Here is a 19,045-nt window from a genome sequence, read left to right on the forward strand (position 1 = left end):
CCTGCTCCCGGGAGTCGTACGCCGAAAACGTAGCGCGAATCGTCCACTTCCTCTCGGGCAAGCACGACGATCTGGAGGTCGAGCTCGATCGCCGCATGCAGGAGGCCTCGCTCGATCTCGACTTCGAGTCGGCTGCGCGCTACCGCAACCGGCTCGAGGCGGTACATGCGATCCGAGGCAAGCAGAAGGTGGTCTCGGCACGGCCGCTCGAGTTTGACGTAGTCGGCTTCTTCCGCGAGGAGACCGTCGCAGGTGTCCATCTATTCGCCGTGCGCGAAGGCCGCGTCCTGTACGGCAACGAGTTCGTGCTCGACAAAGGCCTCGACGTACCGCTGACCGAACTGGTCGACGGCTTCCTGTTGCGCTACTACGCCGACACGCCGCAGATCCCGCGCGAGATCGTCGTGCCCGAGCTACCGGAGGACGCCGACACCGTCGAGGAGTGGCTCTCCTCACTGCGCCCCGAGCATGCAGCGCGCGTGAAGCTCACCGTCCCGCAGCGCGCCGAGCGCAAGGATCTGCTCAGTCTTGCCGAGGACAACGCGCGCCACACGTTGATGCGCTTCAAGGTGCGCACCCGCTACGACGAGGAGCGACTCAACTCGGCGCTGCTGCAGCTGGAGAGCGCGCTCGCGCTGCCGGCGCCGCCGCTGCGAATCGAGTGCTACGACATCTCGACGCTGCACGGCAAGCAGTCGGTGGGCTCCATGGTGGTTTTCACGAACGGCCGAGCCGACAACAAGAACTACCGCCGGTTCAAGGTGCGCATAGACACCGGTGAGGCCAACGACGTCGCGATGATGGGCGAGGTGCTCCGCCGCCGTTTCGCGCCCGAACGCATGGCCGACGGTCGCTTCGGTAAGAGACCCGACCTCGTGATCGTCGACGGCGGCAAGCCGCAGCTCTCGGCGGCCAAGGCGGTACTTGCCGAGCTGGGTATCACGGACATCCCGCTGGCCGGGCTCGCCAAGCGCGAAGAGGAGCTGTTCGTCGAGTGGCAGACGCTTCCCGTGGTGCTGCCCGCCGGAGCGCCGTCGCTCTACCTCGTCAAGCGCGTTCGCGATGAGGCGCACCGTTTCGCGATCACCTACCATCGCGACCTGCGCGGCAAGGCTATGACCGCCAGCGTGCTCGACGAGGTAGAGGGCGTCGGCCCTAAGCGCAAGAAGGCGCTGCTCAAGGCTTTCGGCTCCGTAAGAAGGCTGCGCGCCGCCTCTGTCGACGAGATCGCCGCCGTCCCTGGCGTCCCTCGGCAGCTTGCTGAGTTGCTTGCCGAGACACTCGCGGCTGATAACGTAGCGGCTACAGGGGAAACTGCAGCTGTGGAGCATGCGGGCGATTCGCTCGGCGTGGCCGAGACCGACGGGGGAGAGTAGTGGATCCGTACACACCAGGGGGCCGCAGGAGCGAGCAGACGCCACCGCGTCGCCAGGTGGCCACGCCGTACCGAAGGACCCGAGGGCGCGGCTATCGCACTCCGATCATCGTGGGCGCGGTTGTCGCCTTGGTGGCTGTCGTGGCGGTGGGCGCGTACTTCGGCATGAGAGCGATCACGAAGCCAACGGGTGATGTTGCGCTGCAGCAGGCGCCCGCCTCGAGCGCAGCGCCGGCCGCCTCGGCCCGCGCGACCGCAGTCACCGGCAAGGGTGGCGCCTCGGTAGTGACAAGCGGGACGTCCAGCGGGAGTTCGTTGTCAGGGGTCGCTTGGCGCGATGCCGACCCCGCGTGGATCAAGCCGTTCCTCGGCAAGTACATCGACGGCTTCACGCCCAAGCCTGGCTACAAAGCCGTGGCGCTCACCTTCGACGACGGCCCCAACGGCGAAACGCAGTACGTCATCGATACGCTGAGCAAGTACGGCGGGCAGGCGACGTTCTTCGATACGGGCAGAAAGCTCGAGAAGAGCTGGGCGAAGTGGCAGCCGTCGATCATCTACAAAGCGGGCTTCGAGCTGGGCAACCACACGCAACACCACACGCTGCCGGACGGCATCTCCTCGATGTGGCACCGCAGCTACGCCACGGATCTCGCCGAGATCAACGGCCCCGACGCCATCATCAAGGCCGACGGGGGCGGGATTCCCACGGTGTGGCTTCGCCCGATGGGTGGCATGATCGATGCGACCGGCATCAAGGCCGCCGTCGCAACCAACCACCTCGTCATCAACTGGACGATCGACAGCAACGACTCACACGGCGGAACCAAGACGCCGGACTATCTCTACAACGAGGTCACGAGCAACATCAAATCGGGAGATGTCGTGCTCATGCACGTCACGCATCCCGAGAGCATGGCCGCGTTGCCTCGTATCGCCGCGACGCTGAACCAGCGCGGCTTGAAGATGGTCACCCTCTCGGAGCTAGCCCAGCACTCGACCGGCGTCATCACGCAGAGAATCCCCAACTAGCGGCTGGCCGACTACAACGCTCCGCACGGCCGGTTGATGTGCGGAACAATCCCTCTGTGGCCGTGCGCATTGCGCACGGTGAAGCGACCGCCGGGGGGACGGAAGTCGCAGTGGGGGATGCACTCGGTCGTGCGCAGGCGCGCAAGGAGCTCGGCCAGATCGACTTCCCACTCGATCAATTGGCTCGCGCTGTCGAGCGTGGCGAGGTGCGCCGAGCCTCCCACGACGTCATGGCACCCAGCTATCTCGCCCGTCGCGCTGAAGTAGTTCGCGTCCTCATCGGCGAGCCTGCGGTGCCCGAGCCCGAGTGGTTGCCGCACGAGGAGGCGGGGGAAGAGGTTCTGCCGAGCGTCGCCGCCGAGCAGCCCCGACCAGCTCCGCGCGCCGCCAAGTCCCCCAAGCCGGTCCGCCATCGCGGGGAGCGTCAGCGTCAGTTCATCGGCGAGACTCGAGCCCGGCTGACAGACAGTTTCGAGAACTGGCGATAGCGCCTCCGCTCCGACGTACGGGCGGTATACTGGTGCTCGCCGCCCTCAACTCCGCCGCCGAAGGAGCCAGATGACCGACTCCTGTCCTATCGACGACCTGCCTGAAGAGCCCGAAGCCCCGGACGACCGCGCCGAGCTCGTCGTGATCACGGGGATGTCGGGCGCCGGACGCAGCGAGGCGATCCACACGTTCGAGGATCTCGGCTACTTCTGCATCGACAACCTGCCTCCCAGCTTCATCCCGCAGCTCGTCGACCTCGCCGAGCTGCCCGGCAGTACCGCCCGTCGCCTCGCGATCGTCTGTGACGTGCGCGGGCACAAGTTCTTCGACCAGCTCGCCGGTGAGATCTCGGCGCTAGAGGCGCGCGGCATCGACGAGCGCGTACTCTTTCTCGAGGCCGACGATGCCACCCTGCTGCGCCGGTTCAAGGAGACGCGTCGGCGCCACCCCATGTGCGACGACGGCGAGTCGGTCATCACCGGCATCCAGTCCGAGCGCCGCGCGCTCGACGACATCCGCACGCGCGCCGACATCGTTATCGACACGAGCGACTTGCGACCGGCCGACCTACGCGCCGAGATCCGCGACCGCTTCCTCGCCGACAATCTCAGCTCGACGCTTTCGGTGACGGTCTACTCGTTCGGCTTCAAGTACGGTGTGCCCGTCGACGCCGACATCATCATGGACGTGCGCTTTCTGCCCAACCCGCATTACGACCCGCTACTGCGCCCCTTCACCGGGCTCGATGCCCCGGTTCGCGAGTTCGTGCTCTCCAAGCCCGAGACGATGACGTTTCTCGACCGCTGGCTGCCGTTGCTCGACGACGTCGTGCCGGGCTACGTGCTCGAGGGCAAGCACCACCTCGCGATTGCGCTTGGCTGCACGGGCGGCATGCACCGCTCGGTCGCGCTCGCCGAGGCAACCGCCACGCACCTGCGCGCTCGTGGCTACCGCGTTGCGGTCAGCCACCGCGACATCGGTCGCGATCGGGAGGTACGGTGAGCGTCGGCGCCGGCCGCAAAGCGGTGGCGATCGGCGGGGGAACGGGTCTTCCAGCAGTCATCCACTGCCTTCTCGACCTCGGGTTCGACACGTCCGCTGTCGTCACCATGGCTGACGATGGTGGCTCCTCGGGCCTGCTGCGGCGTCAGCTGGGCATGCTGCCGCCTGGCGACATTCGTAACTGCCTCGTGGCGATGTCCGACGATGAGCACGGACTCGCGGCTCAGGTGTTCCAGTACCGGTTCCCTGACGGCGGAGACGGCCACGTGGGCCACGCTTTGGGCAACTTGATACTCGCGGCAGTTGCCGACATCACGGGCTCATTTCCCGAGGCCATCGCGCACGCCTCGAACTACCTCCACGTGCGAGGAGCTGTGCTACCGTCCACGCTCGCCGACGTCTCGCTTCACGGCATCGACCGCACTGGCGAGGCGCACAGCGGCCAAGCAACGCTGGCCGTCAGTCCGCACCCGCTCGCACGCGTGCGCCTCGATCCGGCCTCGCCTGCGGCCTACGAGCCCGCGCTCGACGCCATCCGCGAGGCCGACGTGATCGTGATCGGCCCGGGGTCGCTCTACACCAGTCTCATCCCGAACTTCCTCGTCGCAGGGCTCGCTCAGGTTGTACGTGACTCCTCGGCGAAGCGGGTCTACGTGTGCAACGTCGCCAACATGCGAGGCGAGACACACGGCTTGGACGCCGCCGATCACGTTGCCGCACTCGCCGAACACGGACTCATGGGTGCCGTTGACCTGGTTCTTGTCCACGACCCATGCCTGCACGGTCCCAGCGTGTGCGATGATGGCGCGGTCGAGTCGGTCGTAGCGGACGAGGCAGTCCGGGCGCGCATCGAAACATTGGGGCCGCGCGTGATTGCAGCCGATCTCGCCGACGAAAACGATCCTGTCCGCCATTCGCGCGTGGCACTGTGTCGCGCTCTTGAGGGAGTGGTCTCCTAGGATGTCTTTTACCGCCGAGGTGAAAGACGAGCTTTCCCGCATCGAGCCGAAGAGGGCGTGCTGCCTCAAGGCCGAGCTTGCTGCCCTCGTGCGCATCGAGGGCACGCTGCATATCACCGGCCCCAACCGCTACCGCCTCGAGGTTGCGACCGAGACCGCGCCGGTCGCCCGAGCGGTCATCAAGCTGCTGCACGGCGTCTACGGCCTGAAGACCGAGCTCACCGTGCGTCGGAGCGTGCTGCACAAGACCAACAACTACCTCATCACGGTACCCAGCCAGACCAAGCTCGCCGGAGCACTCTCCGAACTCGGGATTCTCGGGGAGAACGGCTTCTCGCTCGGAATCGATGCCAAACTGGTCAAGAAGGACTGCTGCGCGATCAGCTATCTGCGCGGCGCGTTTCTCGGCGGGGGATTCGTTGCCGACCCGCACGGCGACTTCCACTTCGAATTGACGGCCGAGACCGAGCAGCTCGCCGACGACCTCGTCGCGCTCATGGGCCGCTTCGAGATTCCGGCGCGCGTGGCCAAGCGTCGTGGCACCTTCGCCGTCTACCTCAAGGGCGCCGAGCCAATCGTGACGTTCCTCGCACTCGTGGGCGCACATCGCGCACTTCTGCGCACGGAAGACGTCCGAATCATCAAGTCGATGCGCAACGACGTTAATAGACTGGTGAATGCGGAGATAGCAAACCAACAGAAAACCGCAGAGGCGGCGCTCACGCAGATCGAGGCGATCGAGGCGTTGGCGCTGGTTCCAGGGCTCGAGAACCTGCCGCCCGCGCTGCGCGAACTCGCTGAGTTGAGGCTGGCAAATCCCGATGTATCGCTGCGTGAGTTGGGCGAGCTTGCGGACCCGCCGCTGACCAAGTCCGCTGTGTATCATAGGGTCCGCCGCATCGAAGAACTGGCGGCCGAGGAGGCTGGCGTAACCTCGTCCGATGAGTAGTTTGGTCTTCACGCGCGTCCTGTGTGCGCGCATCCGTCACACGCGATCGCAATGGCGCGATCGCCAGTCCGAGGAGGGATGAGTTTGACTATCAAAGTCGGCATCAATGGGTTTGGGCGTATCGGTCGCAACGTGTTTCGCGTCATGGAGAACGACCCGGAGCTCGAGGTCGTTGCAGTCAACGACCTGACTGACCCCAAGACCCTCGCGCATCTGCTCAAGTACGACTCGATCCACAAGAAGTTCGGCCACAAGGTCGAGGTCGTTGAGAACGGATTCAAGGTCCATGCGATTGAGCATGGCGGTCAGACGATGGGCATTACGCGCGTCGTCAAGGTCTTCTCGGAGCGCAATCCCGCCGATCTTCCCTGGGGAGAGCTCGGCGTGGACCTGGTGGTGGAGTCGACCGGCTTCTTCACCGACGCGCTGAAGGCTAAGGCGCACATTGATGCTGGCGCCAAGCGCGTCATCATCTCGGCACCGGCGTCTAACGAGGACATCACAATCGTCATGGGCGTCAACGACGACCAGTACGATCCGGAGAAGCACTTCATCGTCTCCAACGCCTCGTGTACGACCAACTGCCTCGCGCCGTTCGCCAAGGTGCTTCGTGACTCGTTCGGTCTCAAGCAGGGCTTCATGAACACGATCCACAGCTACACCAACGATCAGGTCATCCTGGACTTCCCGCATAAGGACCTGCGACGCGCACGCGCCGCTGCGATGTCGATCATCCCGACGTCGACCGGTGCCGCCAAGGCTATCGGCCTCGTGCTTCCGGACTGCAAGGGCAAGCTCGACGGCATGTCGATGCGCGTTCCGACTCCAGACGGCTCGGTCGTCGACCTCGTCGCAGAGCTTGAGACTCCCGCGACGAAGGAAGAGATCAACGCCGCGATGAAGGCGGCCGCCGACGGTCCGATGAAGGGCTACCTCGAGTACTGCGAGGACCCCATCGTCTCCATCGACGTCGTGGGCAACCCGGCATCTTCGGTCTACGACTCACTCATGACGATGGTCATGGGCGGGGGCTCGGGCACGTTCGTGAAGTGCGTGTCCTGGTACGATAACGAGTGGGGCTACAGCAACCGCGTTAAGGACCTGGCCAAGAAGATGATGGCGTAGGCACGCAGCAGTCAGTCACCGTGGCGGGGCCCTGGACACTCCGGGGCCCCGCCGACGCGTAGGGTCGGAGGGCCGATGTTTTCCAAGAAGACCGTCAAGGATGTCGACGTCAAAGGCAAGCGCGTGCTGGTGCGCGTCGACTTCAACGTGCCGATCGCCGATGGAGCCGTCACCGACGACACACGCGTGCGTGCGGCCTTGCCGACCATCCGGTACCTGATCGACCACGGGGCCAAGGTCATCCTGTGCTCGCACCTCGGGCGTCCTAAGGGAGAACCGGACCCGCAGTACTCGCTGCGTCCCGTGCGCCGCGTGCTGCAGCGCCTGATCGGGCGCAACGTCATTTTCGTCGACGACATCGTGGGCGCCGATGCCCAGGAAGCCGTCACGCGCATGGTTGACGGCGAGATTCTCATGCTCGAGAACGTTCGCTTTGCCCCGGGCGAGAAGTCCAACGACCCGGCGTTCGCCAAGGCGCTCGCCGCGCTCGCAGACATCTACGTCAATGACGCGTTCGGCGCCGCACATCGCGCTCATGCCTCTACCGCCGGCGTCGCAGAGTTCCTGCCGGCGTACGCTGGGCTGCTGCTCGCCCGGGAGATCGAGACACTGACTGGGATGCTCACCAACCCCGAGCGCCCGTTCGTCGCGATCCTCGGAGGGAGTAAGGTCTCGGACAAGTTCGGCGTCATCGACAAGCTGATCGACGTGGTCGATGCGCTGATCATCGGCGGCGGCATGGCCTTCACGTTCCTGGTCGCCAAGGGCCTCGGCATCGGCAAGTCGATCGTCGAGCCCGACTGGGTCGAGCCCGCCAAGGCGATGCTCATCAAAGCCGAGGCGAAGGGCGTCGACATCCTGCTGCCCGTCGACTTCGTTCTCGCCGACACGTTCGCCGAGGACGCCGAGACCCGCATCGCGGGCCGCGAGGAGATTCCGGCCGACATGATGGGCCTCGACATCGGACCCGCCTCAACCGAGCTGTTCAAGGGTGCGATCTCCGATGCCCGGACCATCTTCTGGAACGGCCCGATGGGCGTCTTCGAGATGACACCGTTCGAGACCGGCACCAAAGAGGTCGCTCTTGCGGTCGCGCGCAACAACCGCGCGGTCTCTGTCGTGGGAGGTGGCGATTCGGTCGCCGCGCTGAAGAAGTTCGATCTCGAGGAGCGCGTCACGTTCGTTTCCACCGGCGGTGGTGCGAGCATGAAGCTGCTCGAGGGGGCAAAGCTACCGGGCCTCGAAGCCCTGCTCGACAAGTAACGCTCCGGCGGACGAAGCCGCCGGCGCGTCCGCGGGTTTGAGCAGCCGAGCTTCGCTCGCTGCTCAACTCTCGGCACACAACACAGAAGGAGTAGCTCATGGGTCGCAAGCCGATGATTGCGGGCAACTGGAAGATGTACAAGACGCCGGGCGAGGCCGCTGTGCTCGCGCAGCAGATCGACGACCTGCTCGGCGAGGACAAGGGACTGTCCCAGCTTGTCGAGGCTGTCGTGTGCCCGCCGTTTGTCGACCTGAAGCCGGTAGCAACCGTCATCGAGTTCGACAAGTCGTCGCTGAAGTTGGCCGCCCAGAACGTCTACTGGGAGACCGAGGGCGCTTTCACCGGTGAGGTTTCGGCGCCCATGCTGGTCGATGTGGGTTGCGACTACTGCGTGGTCGGTCACTCGGAGCGCCGCGAGTACTTCGGGGAGACCAACGAGACCGTGAATCGCAAGGTCAAGGCGCTGCTGACGGCCGGTATCACACCCATCGTCTGCTGCGGCGAGACGCTCGAGACCCGCGACGCAGGCGAGACCGACACGTTCGTCCGCAACCAGATTCGCACCGGCCTTGATGGCATCACCGCCGAGCAGGCCGCCGCGCTCGTCATCGCCTACGAGCCTATCTGGGCCATCGGCACCGGTCGCACGCCCACCCCGGAAGCCGCCAACGACGTCTGTCGCTCGATCCGAGCGACTGTGGGCGCCTGCTTTGGCCCTGATGCAGCGCAGAGCGTGCGCGTGCTCTACGGCGGCTCGGCCAAGCCCGAGAACATCATGCTGTTCATGCCGGAGCCAGATATCGACGGCGCGCTCGTCGGTGGGGCGGCACTTGTCGCCGACTCGTTCTATCGCATGGTCAAGACGGCGGGAGACTTCGCCTAGTGCCCAAGAACCTGCCCGCTCTGCTCGTCATCATGGACGGTTTCGGCGAGGCCGCGGCCGTCCCTGGCAACGCCATCGAAGCGGCCAACACGCCCAATCTCGACGCGCTCTTCGCCAAATGGCCCAGCACCACTCTCGAGGCGTCGGGTCTGGCTGTTGGCCTGCCCGTCGGCCAGATGGGCAACTCGGAGGTCGGGCACCTCAACATCGGCGCTGGTCGCGTCGTCTACCAGGAGCTCACCCGCATCAACCTTGCGGTCGAGGACGGTTCGCTCGTCAAGAACCCAGTGCTCTCCGCAGCCATCGACGGCGCCGTTGCCGACGGCAGGGCTGTCCACTTCATGGGCCTGCTGTCCGACGGTGGCGTTCACAGCAGCCGAGACCATCTCTACGCGCTCGTCCGCATGGCTCACGCGCGTGGTGCCGAGCGCATCTACGTCCACGCCTTCCTCGACGGCCGCGACGTCCCGCCAAGTAGTGGCTTGCAGTTCGTCCGCGACGCGGAGGCGTTCCTCGCCGAGCAGCGCGTCGGGCAGATCGCGACGGTGATGGGCCGCTACTACGCGATGGACCGCGACAATCGCTGGGACCGTGTCGAGAAGGCATGGCGCGCGATGGTTCTCGGCGAGGGCATGGCGCAAGGCTCGGCGAGCGAGGCCGTACAGGCCAGTTACGACGCGGGACTGACCGACGAGTTCGTCGTTCCCGCGGTGTGCGCGCCGGTCCGCGTGGAGGACGGCGACGCGCTCGTCTTCTTCAACTTCCGTCCGGACCGCGCACGCGAGATCACGCGCGCCTTCGTCGACCCCACGTTTGAGGCCTTCGAACGCCCCGTCTTTCCGCATGTGCGATTCGTATGCCTCACCGAGTACGACCCGACCATTCCGGCTCCGGTCGCATTCGCCAAAGAGTTCCCCACGCATGTCCTGGCCGATGCGCTCGCCGATCACGGTCTGCGGCAACTCCACATTGCGGAGACCGAGAAGTACGCGCACGTGACGTTCTTCTTCAACGGCGGCGCTGAGACGCCGAAGCGAGGCGAGACGCGGGTTCTGGTCGCAAGTCCTAAGGTCTCAACGTACGACCTGCAACCTGAGATGAGCGAGCCCGAGGTGACCCGCGAGCTGTGCGCGGCAATCGATCGCGGTGATGCCGACGTCTACATCGTGAACTTCGCGAACTGCGACATGGTGGGCCATACCGGCATGTTCGACGCGACGGTCAAGGCGGTCGAGGCTGTGGACGCTGGCGTGGGCGCGGTTGTCTCGGCGATTCGCGCGCGTGGTGGGGTGGCGCTCATTACGGCCGACCACGGGAACGCCGAGGCAATGGTAGACCCGGACGGCCATACGCCGTTCACCGCGCATACGCTGGACCCAGTGCCGTTCATCGTGGTCGCAGATGGCGTGCGTGATCTCGACGCGGGAGGCAAACTCGCGGATGTGGCACCGACGTTGCTCGACCTGATCGGCGTCGAAAAGCCGACTGAGTGGACGGGACGCTCGCTGCTGCTATACTGATTCACCGCGTCTGCCCCGCGTGCGGTGCGGCGCGCAAAAACGATCCATACATCGCCAAGGAGTTCTTCGTGAAGACGTTTCTGCTGGTAATCGGTCTCATCGTTTGGGCGATCTCTTCGATCGGCCTGATCATCTTCGTGCTTCTGCACTCGGGCAAGGGCAGTGGACTTTCAGACATGCTGAGCGGTTCGATGTCGCCCACGTCGACCGGCACGAGCGTTATCGAGAAGAACCTCGACCGCATCACAATCGGCTTTGCCGTAGCGTTCGGCGTGAGCCTGGTTCTGCTCATGGTCGTGTATCCCAAGTAGTCTCTGACCACACGCTGGTCTGTCGACGCCGCGTCTCATGCAGGGTGAAAACCCGCTTGGGCGTGGCGCTATTCATTTTCGGTATGGATGTATCCAGTGGTTGTACTTGCCAGTCGGTTGCTGCTGCGCGACACTCATATCGGCACGTCATGCCGTGACGCTCTTGCGGCGTACCCGTGTTGAGGTGGGCTGTTGCCCCGCGTGTTTCTCCGGGTGGCAGAGCTAGGTCAAGAAGCTTGTTCCTCAGGGAAGGGAGGCACAGAGGTGCATCGGTATCTCAAGAAGACCGCCGCCGTAATGCTGTCGGTCATCATGGTCGTGGCCTTGGCTGGCGTCGCTGGCTGCGCGCCCTCGACGTCGACTTCGGGCGGCACGAGCTCGACCGCGTCGGGTCCGGTCAAGGGTGGAATGCTCTCGTTCTACATCGGTGAGCCGGAGGCCATCGACCCGTTCAACGCCCAGGAGTCTGAGGGCGTGCAGGTCACCCAGTCCCTCTTCGACAGCCTCACGGCTGTCAACCCCACGACCGGCAAGGTCATTCCTGCGGCAGCGGACAGCTGGTCGTCAGACGCGTCGGCGACCGTATGGACGTTCAAGCTCCATCCGGGCGCGAAGTTCGCCGACGGTGAGCCCGTCACGGCGGCAGATTTCGTTTACGCGTGGAACCGGATTGCCGAGAGCGCGTCGAAGGATGCAACGAACCCGTCGCAAATCTCGTATCACCTCTCGCCGGTTGTCGGCTACGACGAGGCCAATTCCAAAGGCACGCCAATGTCGGGCGTGAAGGCCATCGACGACACGACGCTGCAGGTCACCCTCCAGTATCCGTTCGCAGACTGGCCCTACGTCTGCTCGCACCCGGCGCTTGCGCCAGTGCCACAGAAGCTCGTTGAGAACGGCGTCCCCTACAACGGCAAGACCGTTCCGTTCGACCAGATGCCGGTTGGCAACGGGCCGTTCAAGATGTCGGCGCCATGGGTGCACAACCAGTACATCAAGGTCGTGCGCAACGACGACTACTACGGCACGAAGGCTCACCTTGACGGCGTCGACTTCAAGATCTTCGCCGATCTTGACACCGCGTACCGTGAGTTCGAGGCCGGTAGTCTCGACTTCACCCAGATCCCGTCGGGGCAGGTCGCAGCCGCGAAGCAGAAGTATGGCGTTGCCGCCGACGGCTACACCGTCGATCCCGGCCATGGCGTGCTGCTTGGCCCCGAAGCGGCCATCTACTACCTGTCGTTCGACATGAAGAAGGCGCCGCTCGACAACCTCAATGTCCGCAAGGCCATCTCGCTTGCGATCAACCGCGACGCGATCAACCAGGCGGTGTTCGAGGGTACGCGCAAGGCCGCGGGCAGCTACGTGCCTCCTGGGATTCCCGGCTACGAAGACAACCAGTTCCAGTTCTCGCACTACGACATCGCCGCAGCCAAGCAGGCGCTTGTCGACGCTGGGTACCCCGGTGGCAAGGGCCTTCCGACGCTCGAGCTGGCGTATAACTCCGGGGCGGGTCACGCGCAGGTTATGGCGCTCGTCCAGTCCGATCTGAAGGCGATCGGTGTCAATACGAAGACCTACACGCTCCAGGGCGCGCAGTACTGGCCCTACCTGACGACCACGAAGTTCCAGGTCGCGCGTGACGGTTGGATCGCCGACTACCCGATCATAGACAACTTCACGAATCCGATCTTCAACTCCACCGCCGACAACAACCACTCGCACTACTCGAACCCGCAGGTTGACGCGATGATCCTGAAGGCGCGCTCGACCACGGATGAGGCCGCTCGAATCGCACTGTATCAGCAGATCCAGAAGATGGTCGGCGACGATGCCCCTGTGGCGCCGATCGTCTACTACGCCCACAACCGTGTCGGCGCGAACCGGGTCAACAACCTGTTCTACGACAACATGGGCTTGGCGCACTTCGACATCGCCTGGCTGACCGGCGGCGGGAAGTAGCGCTATCAGGAATCAGGTCGGATCGCATGACGATGGTGGCGAGGTGCCTCTTCGGGCCTCGCCACCATTCGCGAAACCGACGCCCACTATTTAGCGAGGTCACGTAGTGTTCCAGTACATAGGCAAGAGGTTGTTGCAGTTTGTGCCGGTGTTTCTCGGCGTGACACTGTTCCTGTTCATCCTGACTCGCGTCATCCCCGGCGACCCGGTGGCGATGCTCTCAGGGCAGCGGGTCCAAGATCCGCAGATCCTCGCCCAGATGCGTCACGCCTACCATCTCGACCTGCCGGTCTGGCAGCAGTTCATTCTCTACCTCAAAGACATCGCGCAGGGGAACTTCGGAACGTCGATAGCGACGGGCAGGTCGGTCAAGGACATCTTCCTCGAGAAGTACCCCTACACCCTGCAACTCGCATTCGCAGCGATCATCATCGAGATCATCGTAGGGATTGGTGCAGGGGTCATCTCGGCGGTGAAGCAGTACTCGTTTTGGGACGTCACAGTGACACTGTCGACCTCGCTCCTGGTGTCGCTTCCCGTGTTCTGGCTCGGTATGATGATGCAACTCTTCTTCGGGATCTGGCTCAAGAACTGGACGAATGGCCAGTTCTACCTGCCGATCTCGGGCGCATGGTCGCCGGGGGCGCCCTTCCCACCCATGGCGTACCTGATCATGCCGGCGATCACACTTGCTTCGGTGTCCACCGCCTACGCAGCCCGCATCCAGCGCAGCCAGCTCCTCGAGGTGCGCGGAACCGACTACATCCGAACGGCTCGTGCAAAGGGCTTGAGCGAGGGATCGGTGCTCTGGCGTCATGCGATGAAGAACGCGCTCATCCCCGTCGTTACGTTCATCGCCTTGGACCTAGGGGCGATGATGGCCGGCGCGATCTTGACCGAGACAGTCTTCAATTGGCCTGGCATCGGCTACCAGATCTACCTGTCTATCGAACAGCGTGACTGGCCCGTAGTCATCGGCACTACCATCATCGTCACGATGGTCTACATGGTCATCAACCTTATCGTCGACATTAGCTACGCCTTCCTCGATCCGAGGATCCGGTATGGCGGATCGGAAGGGAGGTAGCCGAGAATGCCAATCGACGACAACACATTCATCGAGCCGGCCGAGGACGACAACACGGCGGTTCGGCACCATCTTGAGACCGGCGGCATGCCGTTGGGGCAGGTCGCGGAGCAGTCCAATGAGCGCAGCCGCACACTGTGGGGCGACGCGTGGCACCGGTTGCTCCGAAACAAGCTTGCGGTCGTTGCGCTTGTCTATCTCGTCATCGTGACCCTGATGGCGGTCACGGCCCCGCTATGGGTCAAGCCGCTTTTCGGAGACCCGATGTACGCGAACTCGACTCTCGTGATGAAGAACCAGTTCCTGCCGCCGTCGCTTGCCCACCCGATGGGCACCGACAACTTCGGCCTCGACGTGTTCGGCCGCGTTGTCTATGGCGCTCGGGTGTCGCTGCTTGTGGGCTTCGTCGCCACGGGAATCTCGGTGGTTCTCGGCATCATCCTCGGCGCGATCTCCGGCTACTACGGTGGACTGACCGATAGCATCGTCATGCGTATCACTGACGTGTTCCTCGCGTTCCCCTACATCCTGCTGGCGATCTTGCTCATCTCGATCATGGGGATGGGACTTGGACCGGTGCTTGTCGCGATCGGCGTGCTCGGATGGACAACGATCGCGCGCGTGTTCCGGTCGTCAATCCTTTCGGTGAAACGCAACGACTACATCGAAGCGGCCAAGGCGATGGGCGCGAGCGACATGCGCATCATGATGCGCCACATCCTCCCGAACGCGCTGGCGCCAATCATCGTTTACGCGACGATGTCGGTGGGCGGGGTCATCCTGACCGAGGCCGCGCTCTCGTTCCTCGGCATCGGCGTCCAGGCACCGACGCCTTCGTGGGGCCTGATGCTCAACGACGCGCAAAGCTACATCGTTACGCATCCAGGCCTGTTCATCTGGCCGGGTCTGGCGATCATCCTTACCGTGCTCGCGTTCGTACTTCTGGGCGATGGCCTGCGCGATGCGCTCGACGTGAAAGTGAGCGAGTAGCCATGGCCGATGAGAAGCTTCTGGTTGTGGACAACCTCAAGATGCACTTCCACACGCGCGACGGTGTGGTCAAGGCGGTCGACGGCGTGTCCTATGAGCTGAACGACGGTGAGACGCTCGGGGTTGTTGGCGAGTCCGGTTCGGGCAAGTCAGTCACGGCGCTGACGATTATGCGGCTGATCCCGATGCCTCCGGGCCGCATAGAAGGTGGCGACGTGCTGTTTCGCGGCGAGTCGCTGCTACAGATGAGCGATCCTGAGATTCGCAAGATTCGGGGCAACCGCATCGCGATGGTGTTTCAGGACCCGATGACATCGCTTAACCCCGTGTACCGCGTCGGGCGCCAGATCGCAGAGCCGCTCATCCTGCACAAGCACATGAAGAAGCGCGACGCCTGGGCGCGCGCGGTCGAACTGCTGGAGCTTGTGGGAATCCCGCATCCGGCCAGTCGCGTCAACGACTACCCGCACCAGTTCTCAGGCGGCATGCGCCAGCGCGTCATGATCGCGATGGCGCTCGCCAACGACCCAGACATCCTGATCGCCGATGAGCCCACAACCGCCCTCGACGTAACGATCCAAGCGCAGATCCTCGAGCTGATGGAGGAGCTGCAGGGCCGCACGGGTGCGGCGATCATTCTGATCACGCACGACCTCGGGGTGGTCGCGGACATGGCCGACAACGTCTTGGTCATGTACGCCGGACGTCCGGTGGAGTATGGCAACGTGGACCAGCTGTTCTACCGCCCGCTACACCCGTACACGTGGGGCCTGATGGACTCGTTGCCCGAGTATGCGGTCGACGAGAAGTCGACGCTTTGCCCGATCAAGGGTCAGCCGCCCAGCCTCATCAACGTGCCGAGCGGCTGTGCGTTCCACCCTCGCTGCCCGTTCGCCAAGCCCATCTGCACCACCGACGTTCCCGAGTACCGCATCATCGATGACGGCCACGGCGCGGCCTGCCACTTTGCCGGCGATGCCGGCTTCACCCGCGGCGACGCCGAGACGTGTGAGATGGCTGTCCCAGCGGATGAGGAGGTGGCCTCGTGAGCGAGATCCTCCTCGACGTGCAGGACTTGGTGAAGCACTTCCCGGTGCAACAGGGCGTGCTGGCTTCTCGGCTGGGCAAAAAGGTGCGCGCGGTTGATGGCGTGACGTTCAAGGTCCGCCGAGGCGAGACGCTGGGGCTGGTGGGCGAGTCCGGCTCGGGCAAGTCGACTGCCGGCCGCGCTATCATGCGGCTGATCGAGCCCACGAGCGGTTCGGTCTCGTTCGACGGCATCGACGTGTTGCAGCTCAAGGGCAAGAGCCTCAAAGACTTCCGTCGCAACGTGCAGATCATCTTCCAGGATCCGTACGCGAGCCTGAACCCGCGCATGACGATTGGTGAGATCGTCACCGAGCCGCTCAAGATCCACCGCATCGGCTCGGCGCGTGAGCAGATCAAGCAGGCCAAGGATCTCCTCGAGATCACGGGCCTGAACCCCGAGCACATCAACCGCTACCCGCACGAGTTCTCAGGTGGGCAAAGGCAGCGGATCGGCATCGCCCGCGCCCTGGCGCTCAAGCCCAAGCTCATCGTCGCTGACGAGCCGGTCTCGGCCCTCGACGTCTCGATTCAGGCGCAAGTGCTCAACCTGCTCGACCAGCTCCAGGACGAGTTCGACCTGACGTACCTTTTCATCGCGCACGACCTCTCGGTCGTCCAGCACATCTCAGACGAGATAGCCGTCATGTATCTGGGCAAGATCGTCGAGATCGCCGACTGGAACATGCTGTACAAAGAACCTTTCCACCCGTACACGCAGTCGCTTCTCTCAGCCGTGCCGGTGCCCGATCCCAAGCTGCAACGCACGCGCGAGCGCATCCTGCTGCAGGGCGACCCACCGAGCCCGATCGACCCGCCGAGCGGCTGCAACTTCCACACCCGTTGCCCGATCGCGCAGTTCCCTATCTGCTCGGAGAAGGTGCCGGAGCTGCGTGAGGTGGGGCCCGATCACTTCGCCTCGTGCCACTTCGCCAAGCCGTTCCCGATTCCGATCGGGGCTCCCAAGGCCGACGTGGAGGCAGCGGCCGGGTAAGCTGGCCGACTCGACCGCACGACGAGGTGCCTGCCGACCGCGAGCGAAACGCCTTCAAGCTCGCGGACGCTTGCTCTAGCCTCGGCGTATGGCCTTTGCTAAACTACCGCTCGCGCCTGAAACGGCGTGCACTCACGTCCGAGTGGCGGAACGGCAGACGCGCTAGGTTGAGGGCCTAGTGAGGGCAACCTCGTGGGGGTTCAAATCCCCCCTCGGACACCAAAGACTTCACGAGCGGCTCTTCCCGGGGAGGGGAGGGTCGCTTTTGTTTGCCCCGAAGGGGGCTGGCGTGGGTACGTAGTAGCGACGTGTTTAGCCGACGATAGGGGTTTGCGATGACCGAGCTTGGGACAGGCACTCGAATCGCGGGTCGCTACAGCTTGGAGAGCCGTCTCGATGCGGGCGGCAGGGCTCAGGTCTGGGCCGCCACAGACGACGAACTGCAGCGCAAGGTAGCAATCAAGATCCTTATCACGCCAGCCGGAGGCGATCCGGCGTTTATCGAGGCGTTCCGTGCCGAGGCACAGGCTGAGGCAGGACTGAAACATCCTGGGATCGTCGAGGTCTTTGACTGGGGCCACGACGGCGACGTGAACTTCATCGTCATGGATCTCCTCTCAGGCCACACGGTGAGGCAGGCGCTCGACGCGCAAGGTCGCTTCGCGTGGCAGGTGGTACTCGGAGTCGGACGCCAGATCTCCTCGGCTCTGGCGTACGCGCACCACGCGGAGATCGCACACGGCCACCTGTCGGCCGAACGGATCGTCGTTTCGGCCGATGGCAATGCAGCGGCGATCGGCTTCGGGCTTCACTGCAGAGGCGGTTGCGAGATCGCGGCCTCACCCGACGCGGACACGTTTGCGCTGGGCGGCGTGCTCTACGAGATGCTCACCGGCTCCTCGCCGTTCGGACCAGCGCCCGAAGGACACCCACAGAATCAGCCGTGGCCGACGCCCGTTAGACATGCGGCTCCAGACGCTCCCCACGAGCTCGACCGAATCGTGATGAAGGCGATCTCGCCGGATCCCGCTCAGCGCTATCGGACAGCGGCCGAGCTTCAGGCCGATCTCGACGCCCTGGCCCGACCCAAGAGCCGCGCTTGGCTTTGGTGGACGCTCGCAGTGCTGGCAGTCCTGATCGCGGCCGGTGCGACGTGGTACTTCTCGTCGCAGCAAAAGGCGGTCGTGCCGGACATCACGGGCAAGTCGCAGTCGGAAGCAGAGTCGCTGCTGTCCAACGCCGGGTTCAAGTTGGTGGTCTCGGGTCAGGCCGCTTCTTCGGCGGTTCCCACGGCCACCATCATCTCTGAGAACCCGGCATCCGGGTCGGCCGTGCGAAAAGGCAGCCAGATCGCCGTGGTGATCAGTACTGGGCTGCCGACGGTCGCCATGCCTTCCGTGAGCGGAGTGAGCCTCACAGACGCTTCCAGCGCTATTGCAAGCGCTGGCCTGACGGTTGGAGCGATCACGCGGCAGAACAGCGACACGTTCCCGGCTGATACCGTCATCTCATCGAGTCAGGCCCCAGGCGCGCAGGTCACACAAGGCACGCCGGTCGATCTGGTGGTCTCGGCGGGACAGAAGACCGTGACGGTGCCTGACGTCCGCGGCATCTCGCAGTCCAACGCCACTTCCAAGCTCACAAACGCGGGGCTCAAGACCGATGTTGGGCAGGCGTACTCGAGTCAGCCCGTTGGCACCGTTGTCTCGCAGGGGCCGGCGGCCGGGAGCACCGTTCCGGCAGGCAGCACCATCACGATATCGGTCTCGCAAGGACGCGCGCCTGTCGTGGTTCCGGATCTGACCGGAGCGACCACGAGCGCTGCGCAGAACACGCTGACCGAGCTTGGTCTGGTGCCGCTCGTGAGCAAGGACGCCAGTGGAACGGCCGCGGCGGCCGGCCGGCCCAAGGGGACCGTTCACTCCCAGAGCCCCGAGTCCGGCGAGTCGGTGCAGGCGGGCAGCCAGGTCACGATCAACATCTACAACTGACACAAGGCGCCGGAGCGAAACGAAAG

At 64.3% G+C, this 19,045-nt stretch carries 17 protein-coding genes and 1 tRNA gene; all 18 read left to right on the forward strand.

Annotated features, from left to right (window positions below; genetic code table 11):
• A partial coding sequence (gene uvrC / locus P4L93_05145) for an excinuclease ABC subunit UvrC (GenBank protein MDR3686322.1) occupies window positions 1-1,376 on the forward strand: 1,376 nt, incomplete at its 5' end.
• Window positions 1,376-2,407 carry a polysaccharide deacetylase family protein gene (locus P4L93_05150; GenBank protein ID MDR3686323.1) on the forward strand — a complete coding sequence of 344 codons (1,032 nt, stop codon included), beginning with the start codon at window positions 1,376-1,378 and terminating at the stop codon, window positions 2,405-2,407. The genes uvrC and P4L93_05150, both read left to right, overlap by 1 nt.
• 110 nt (window positions 2,408-2,517) lie before the next feature.
• Window positions 2,518-2,895 carry a hypothetical protein gene (locus tag P4L93_05155; protein MDR3686324.1) on the forward strand — a complete coding sequence of 126 codons (378 nt, stop codon included), beginning with the start codon at window positions 2,518-2,520 and terminating at the stop codon, window positions 2,893-2,895.
• A gap of 70 nt (window positions 2,896-2,965) precedes the next feature.
• Window positions 2,966-3,898: an RNase adapter RapZ gene (rapZ, locus tag P4L93_05160; GenBank protein MDR3686325.1), complete on the forward strand. Its 933-nt coding sequence runs from the start codon at window positions 2,966-2,968 to the stop codon at window positions 3,896-3,898.
• Window positions 3,895-4,857, forward strand: coding sequence for a YvcK family protein (locus P4L93_05165; protein MDR3686326.1), 963 nt, complete (start codon window positions 3,895-3,897; stop codon window positions 4,855-4,857). The genes rapZ and P4L93_05165 overlap by 4 nt, the downstream gene beginning before the upstream one ends.
• Window position 4,858: 1 nt before the next feature.
• Window positions 4,859-5,806, forward strand: coding sequence for a DNA-binding protein WhiA (gene whiA, locus P4L93_05170; protein MDR3686327.1), 948 nt, complete (start codon window positions 4,859-4,861; stop codon window positions 5,804-5,806).
• Window positions 5,807-5,890: 84 nt separating this feature from the next.
• Window positions 5,891-6,931: a type I glyceraldehyde-3-phosphate dehydrogenase gene (gene gap, locus P4L93_05175; protein MDR3686328.1), complete on the forward strand. Its 1,041-nt coding sequence runs from the start codon at window positions 5,891-5,893 to the stop codon at window positions 6,929-6,931.
• 75 nt (window positions 6,932-7,006) lie between these two features.
• Window positions 7,007-8,194, forward strand: a complete 1,188-nt coding sequence (locus P4L93_05180) for a phosphoglycerate kinase (protein ID MDR3686329.1) — start codon at window positions 7,007-7,009, stop codon at window positions 8,192-8,194.
• Between the two features lie 98 nt (window positions 8,195-8,292).
• Window positions 8,293-9,078: a triose-phosphate isomerase gene (gene tpiA / locus P4L93_05185; protein ID MDR3686330.1), complete on the forward strand. Its 786-nt coding sequence runs from the start codon at window positions 8,293-8,295 to the stop codon at window positions 9,076-9,078.
• Window positions 9,078-10,598 carry a 2,3-bisphosphoglycerate-independent phosphoglycerate mutase gene (gene gpmI / locus P4L93_05190; GenBank protein ID MDR3686331.1) on the forward strand — a complete coding sequence of 507 codons (1,521 nt, stop codon included), beginning with the start codon at window positions 9,078-9,080 and terminating at the stop codon, window positions 10,596-10,598. Before tpiA ends, gpmI begins: the two co-directional genes overlap by 1 nt.
• A 68-nt stretch (window positions 10,599-10,666) precedes the next feature.
• Window positions 10,667-10,909, forward strand: coding sequence for a preprotein translocase subunit SecG (gene secG / locus P4L93_05195; protein MDR3686332.1), 243 nt, complete (start codon window positions 10,667-10,669; stop codon window positions 10,907-10,909).
• Between the two features lie 264 nt (window positions 10,910-11,173).
• On the forward strand, window positions 11,174-12,871 hold the full coding sequence (locus P4L93_05200; protein MDR3686333.1) for a peptide ABC transporter substrate-binding protein: 1,698 nt from the start codon (window positions 11,174-11,176) through the stop codon (window positions 12,869-12,871).
• 106 nt (window positions 12,872-12,977) lie between these two features.
• Window positions 12,978-13,958 (forward strand): ABC transporter permease, encoded by a 981-nt coding sequence (locus tag P4L93_05205; protein ID MDR3686334.1) that lies wholly within the window; start codon window positions 12,978-12,980, stop codon window positions 13,956-13,958.
• A 6-nt stretch (window positions 13,959-13,964) separates the two neighbouring features.
• Window positions 13,965-14,948 (forward strand): ABC transporter permease, encoded by a 984-nt coding sequence (locus P4L93_05210; protein ID MDR3686335.1) that lies wholly within the window; start codon window positions 13,965-13,967, stop codon window positions 14,946-14,948.
• Window positions 14,949-14,950: 2 nt separating this feature from the next.
• Entirely contained in the window at window positions 14,951-15,997 is a 1,047-nt protein-coding gene (locus P4L93_05215; GenBank protein ID MDR3686336.1) for an ABC transporter ATP-binding protein, read from the forward strand.
• Window positions 15,994-17,028 carry a dipeptide ABC transporter ATP-binding protein gene (locus P4L93_05220; protein ID MDR3686337.1) on the forward strand — a complete coding sequence of 345 codons (1,035 nt, stop codon included), beginning with the start codon at window positions 15,994-15,996 and terminating at the stop codon, window positions 17,026-17,028. The genes P4L93_05215 and P4L93_05220 overlap by 4 nt, the downstream gene beginning before the upstream one ends.
• Window positions 17,029-17,164: 136 nt before the next feature.
• Window positions 17,165-17,250: transfer RNA gene (locus P4L93_05225), tRNA-Leu, on the forward strand.
• A 113-nt stretch (window positions 17,251-17,363) separates the two neighbouring features.
• Window positions 17,364-19,019 (forward strand): PASTA domain-containing protein, encoded by a 1,656-nt coding sequence (locus P4L93_05230; protein MDR3686338.1) that lies wholly within the window; start codon window positions 17,364-17,366, stop codon window positions 19,017-19,019.
• Window positions 19,020-19,045 lie beyond the last annotated feature (26 nt).

It is taken from the genome of Coriobacteriia bacterium (assembly GCA_031292615.1).
Taxonomy (GTDB): domain Bacteria; phylum Actinomycetota; class Coriobacteriia; order Anaerosomatales; family JAAXUF01; genus JARLGT01.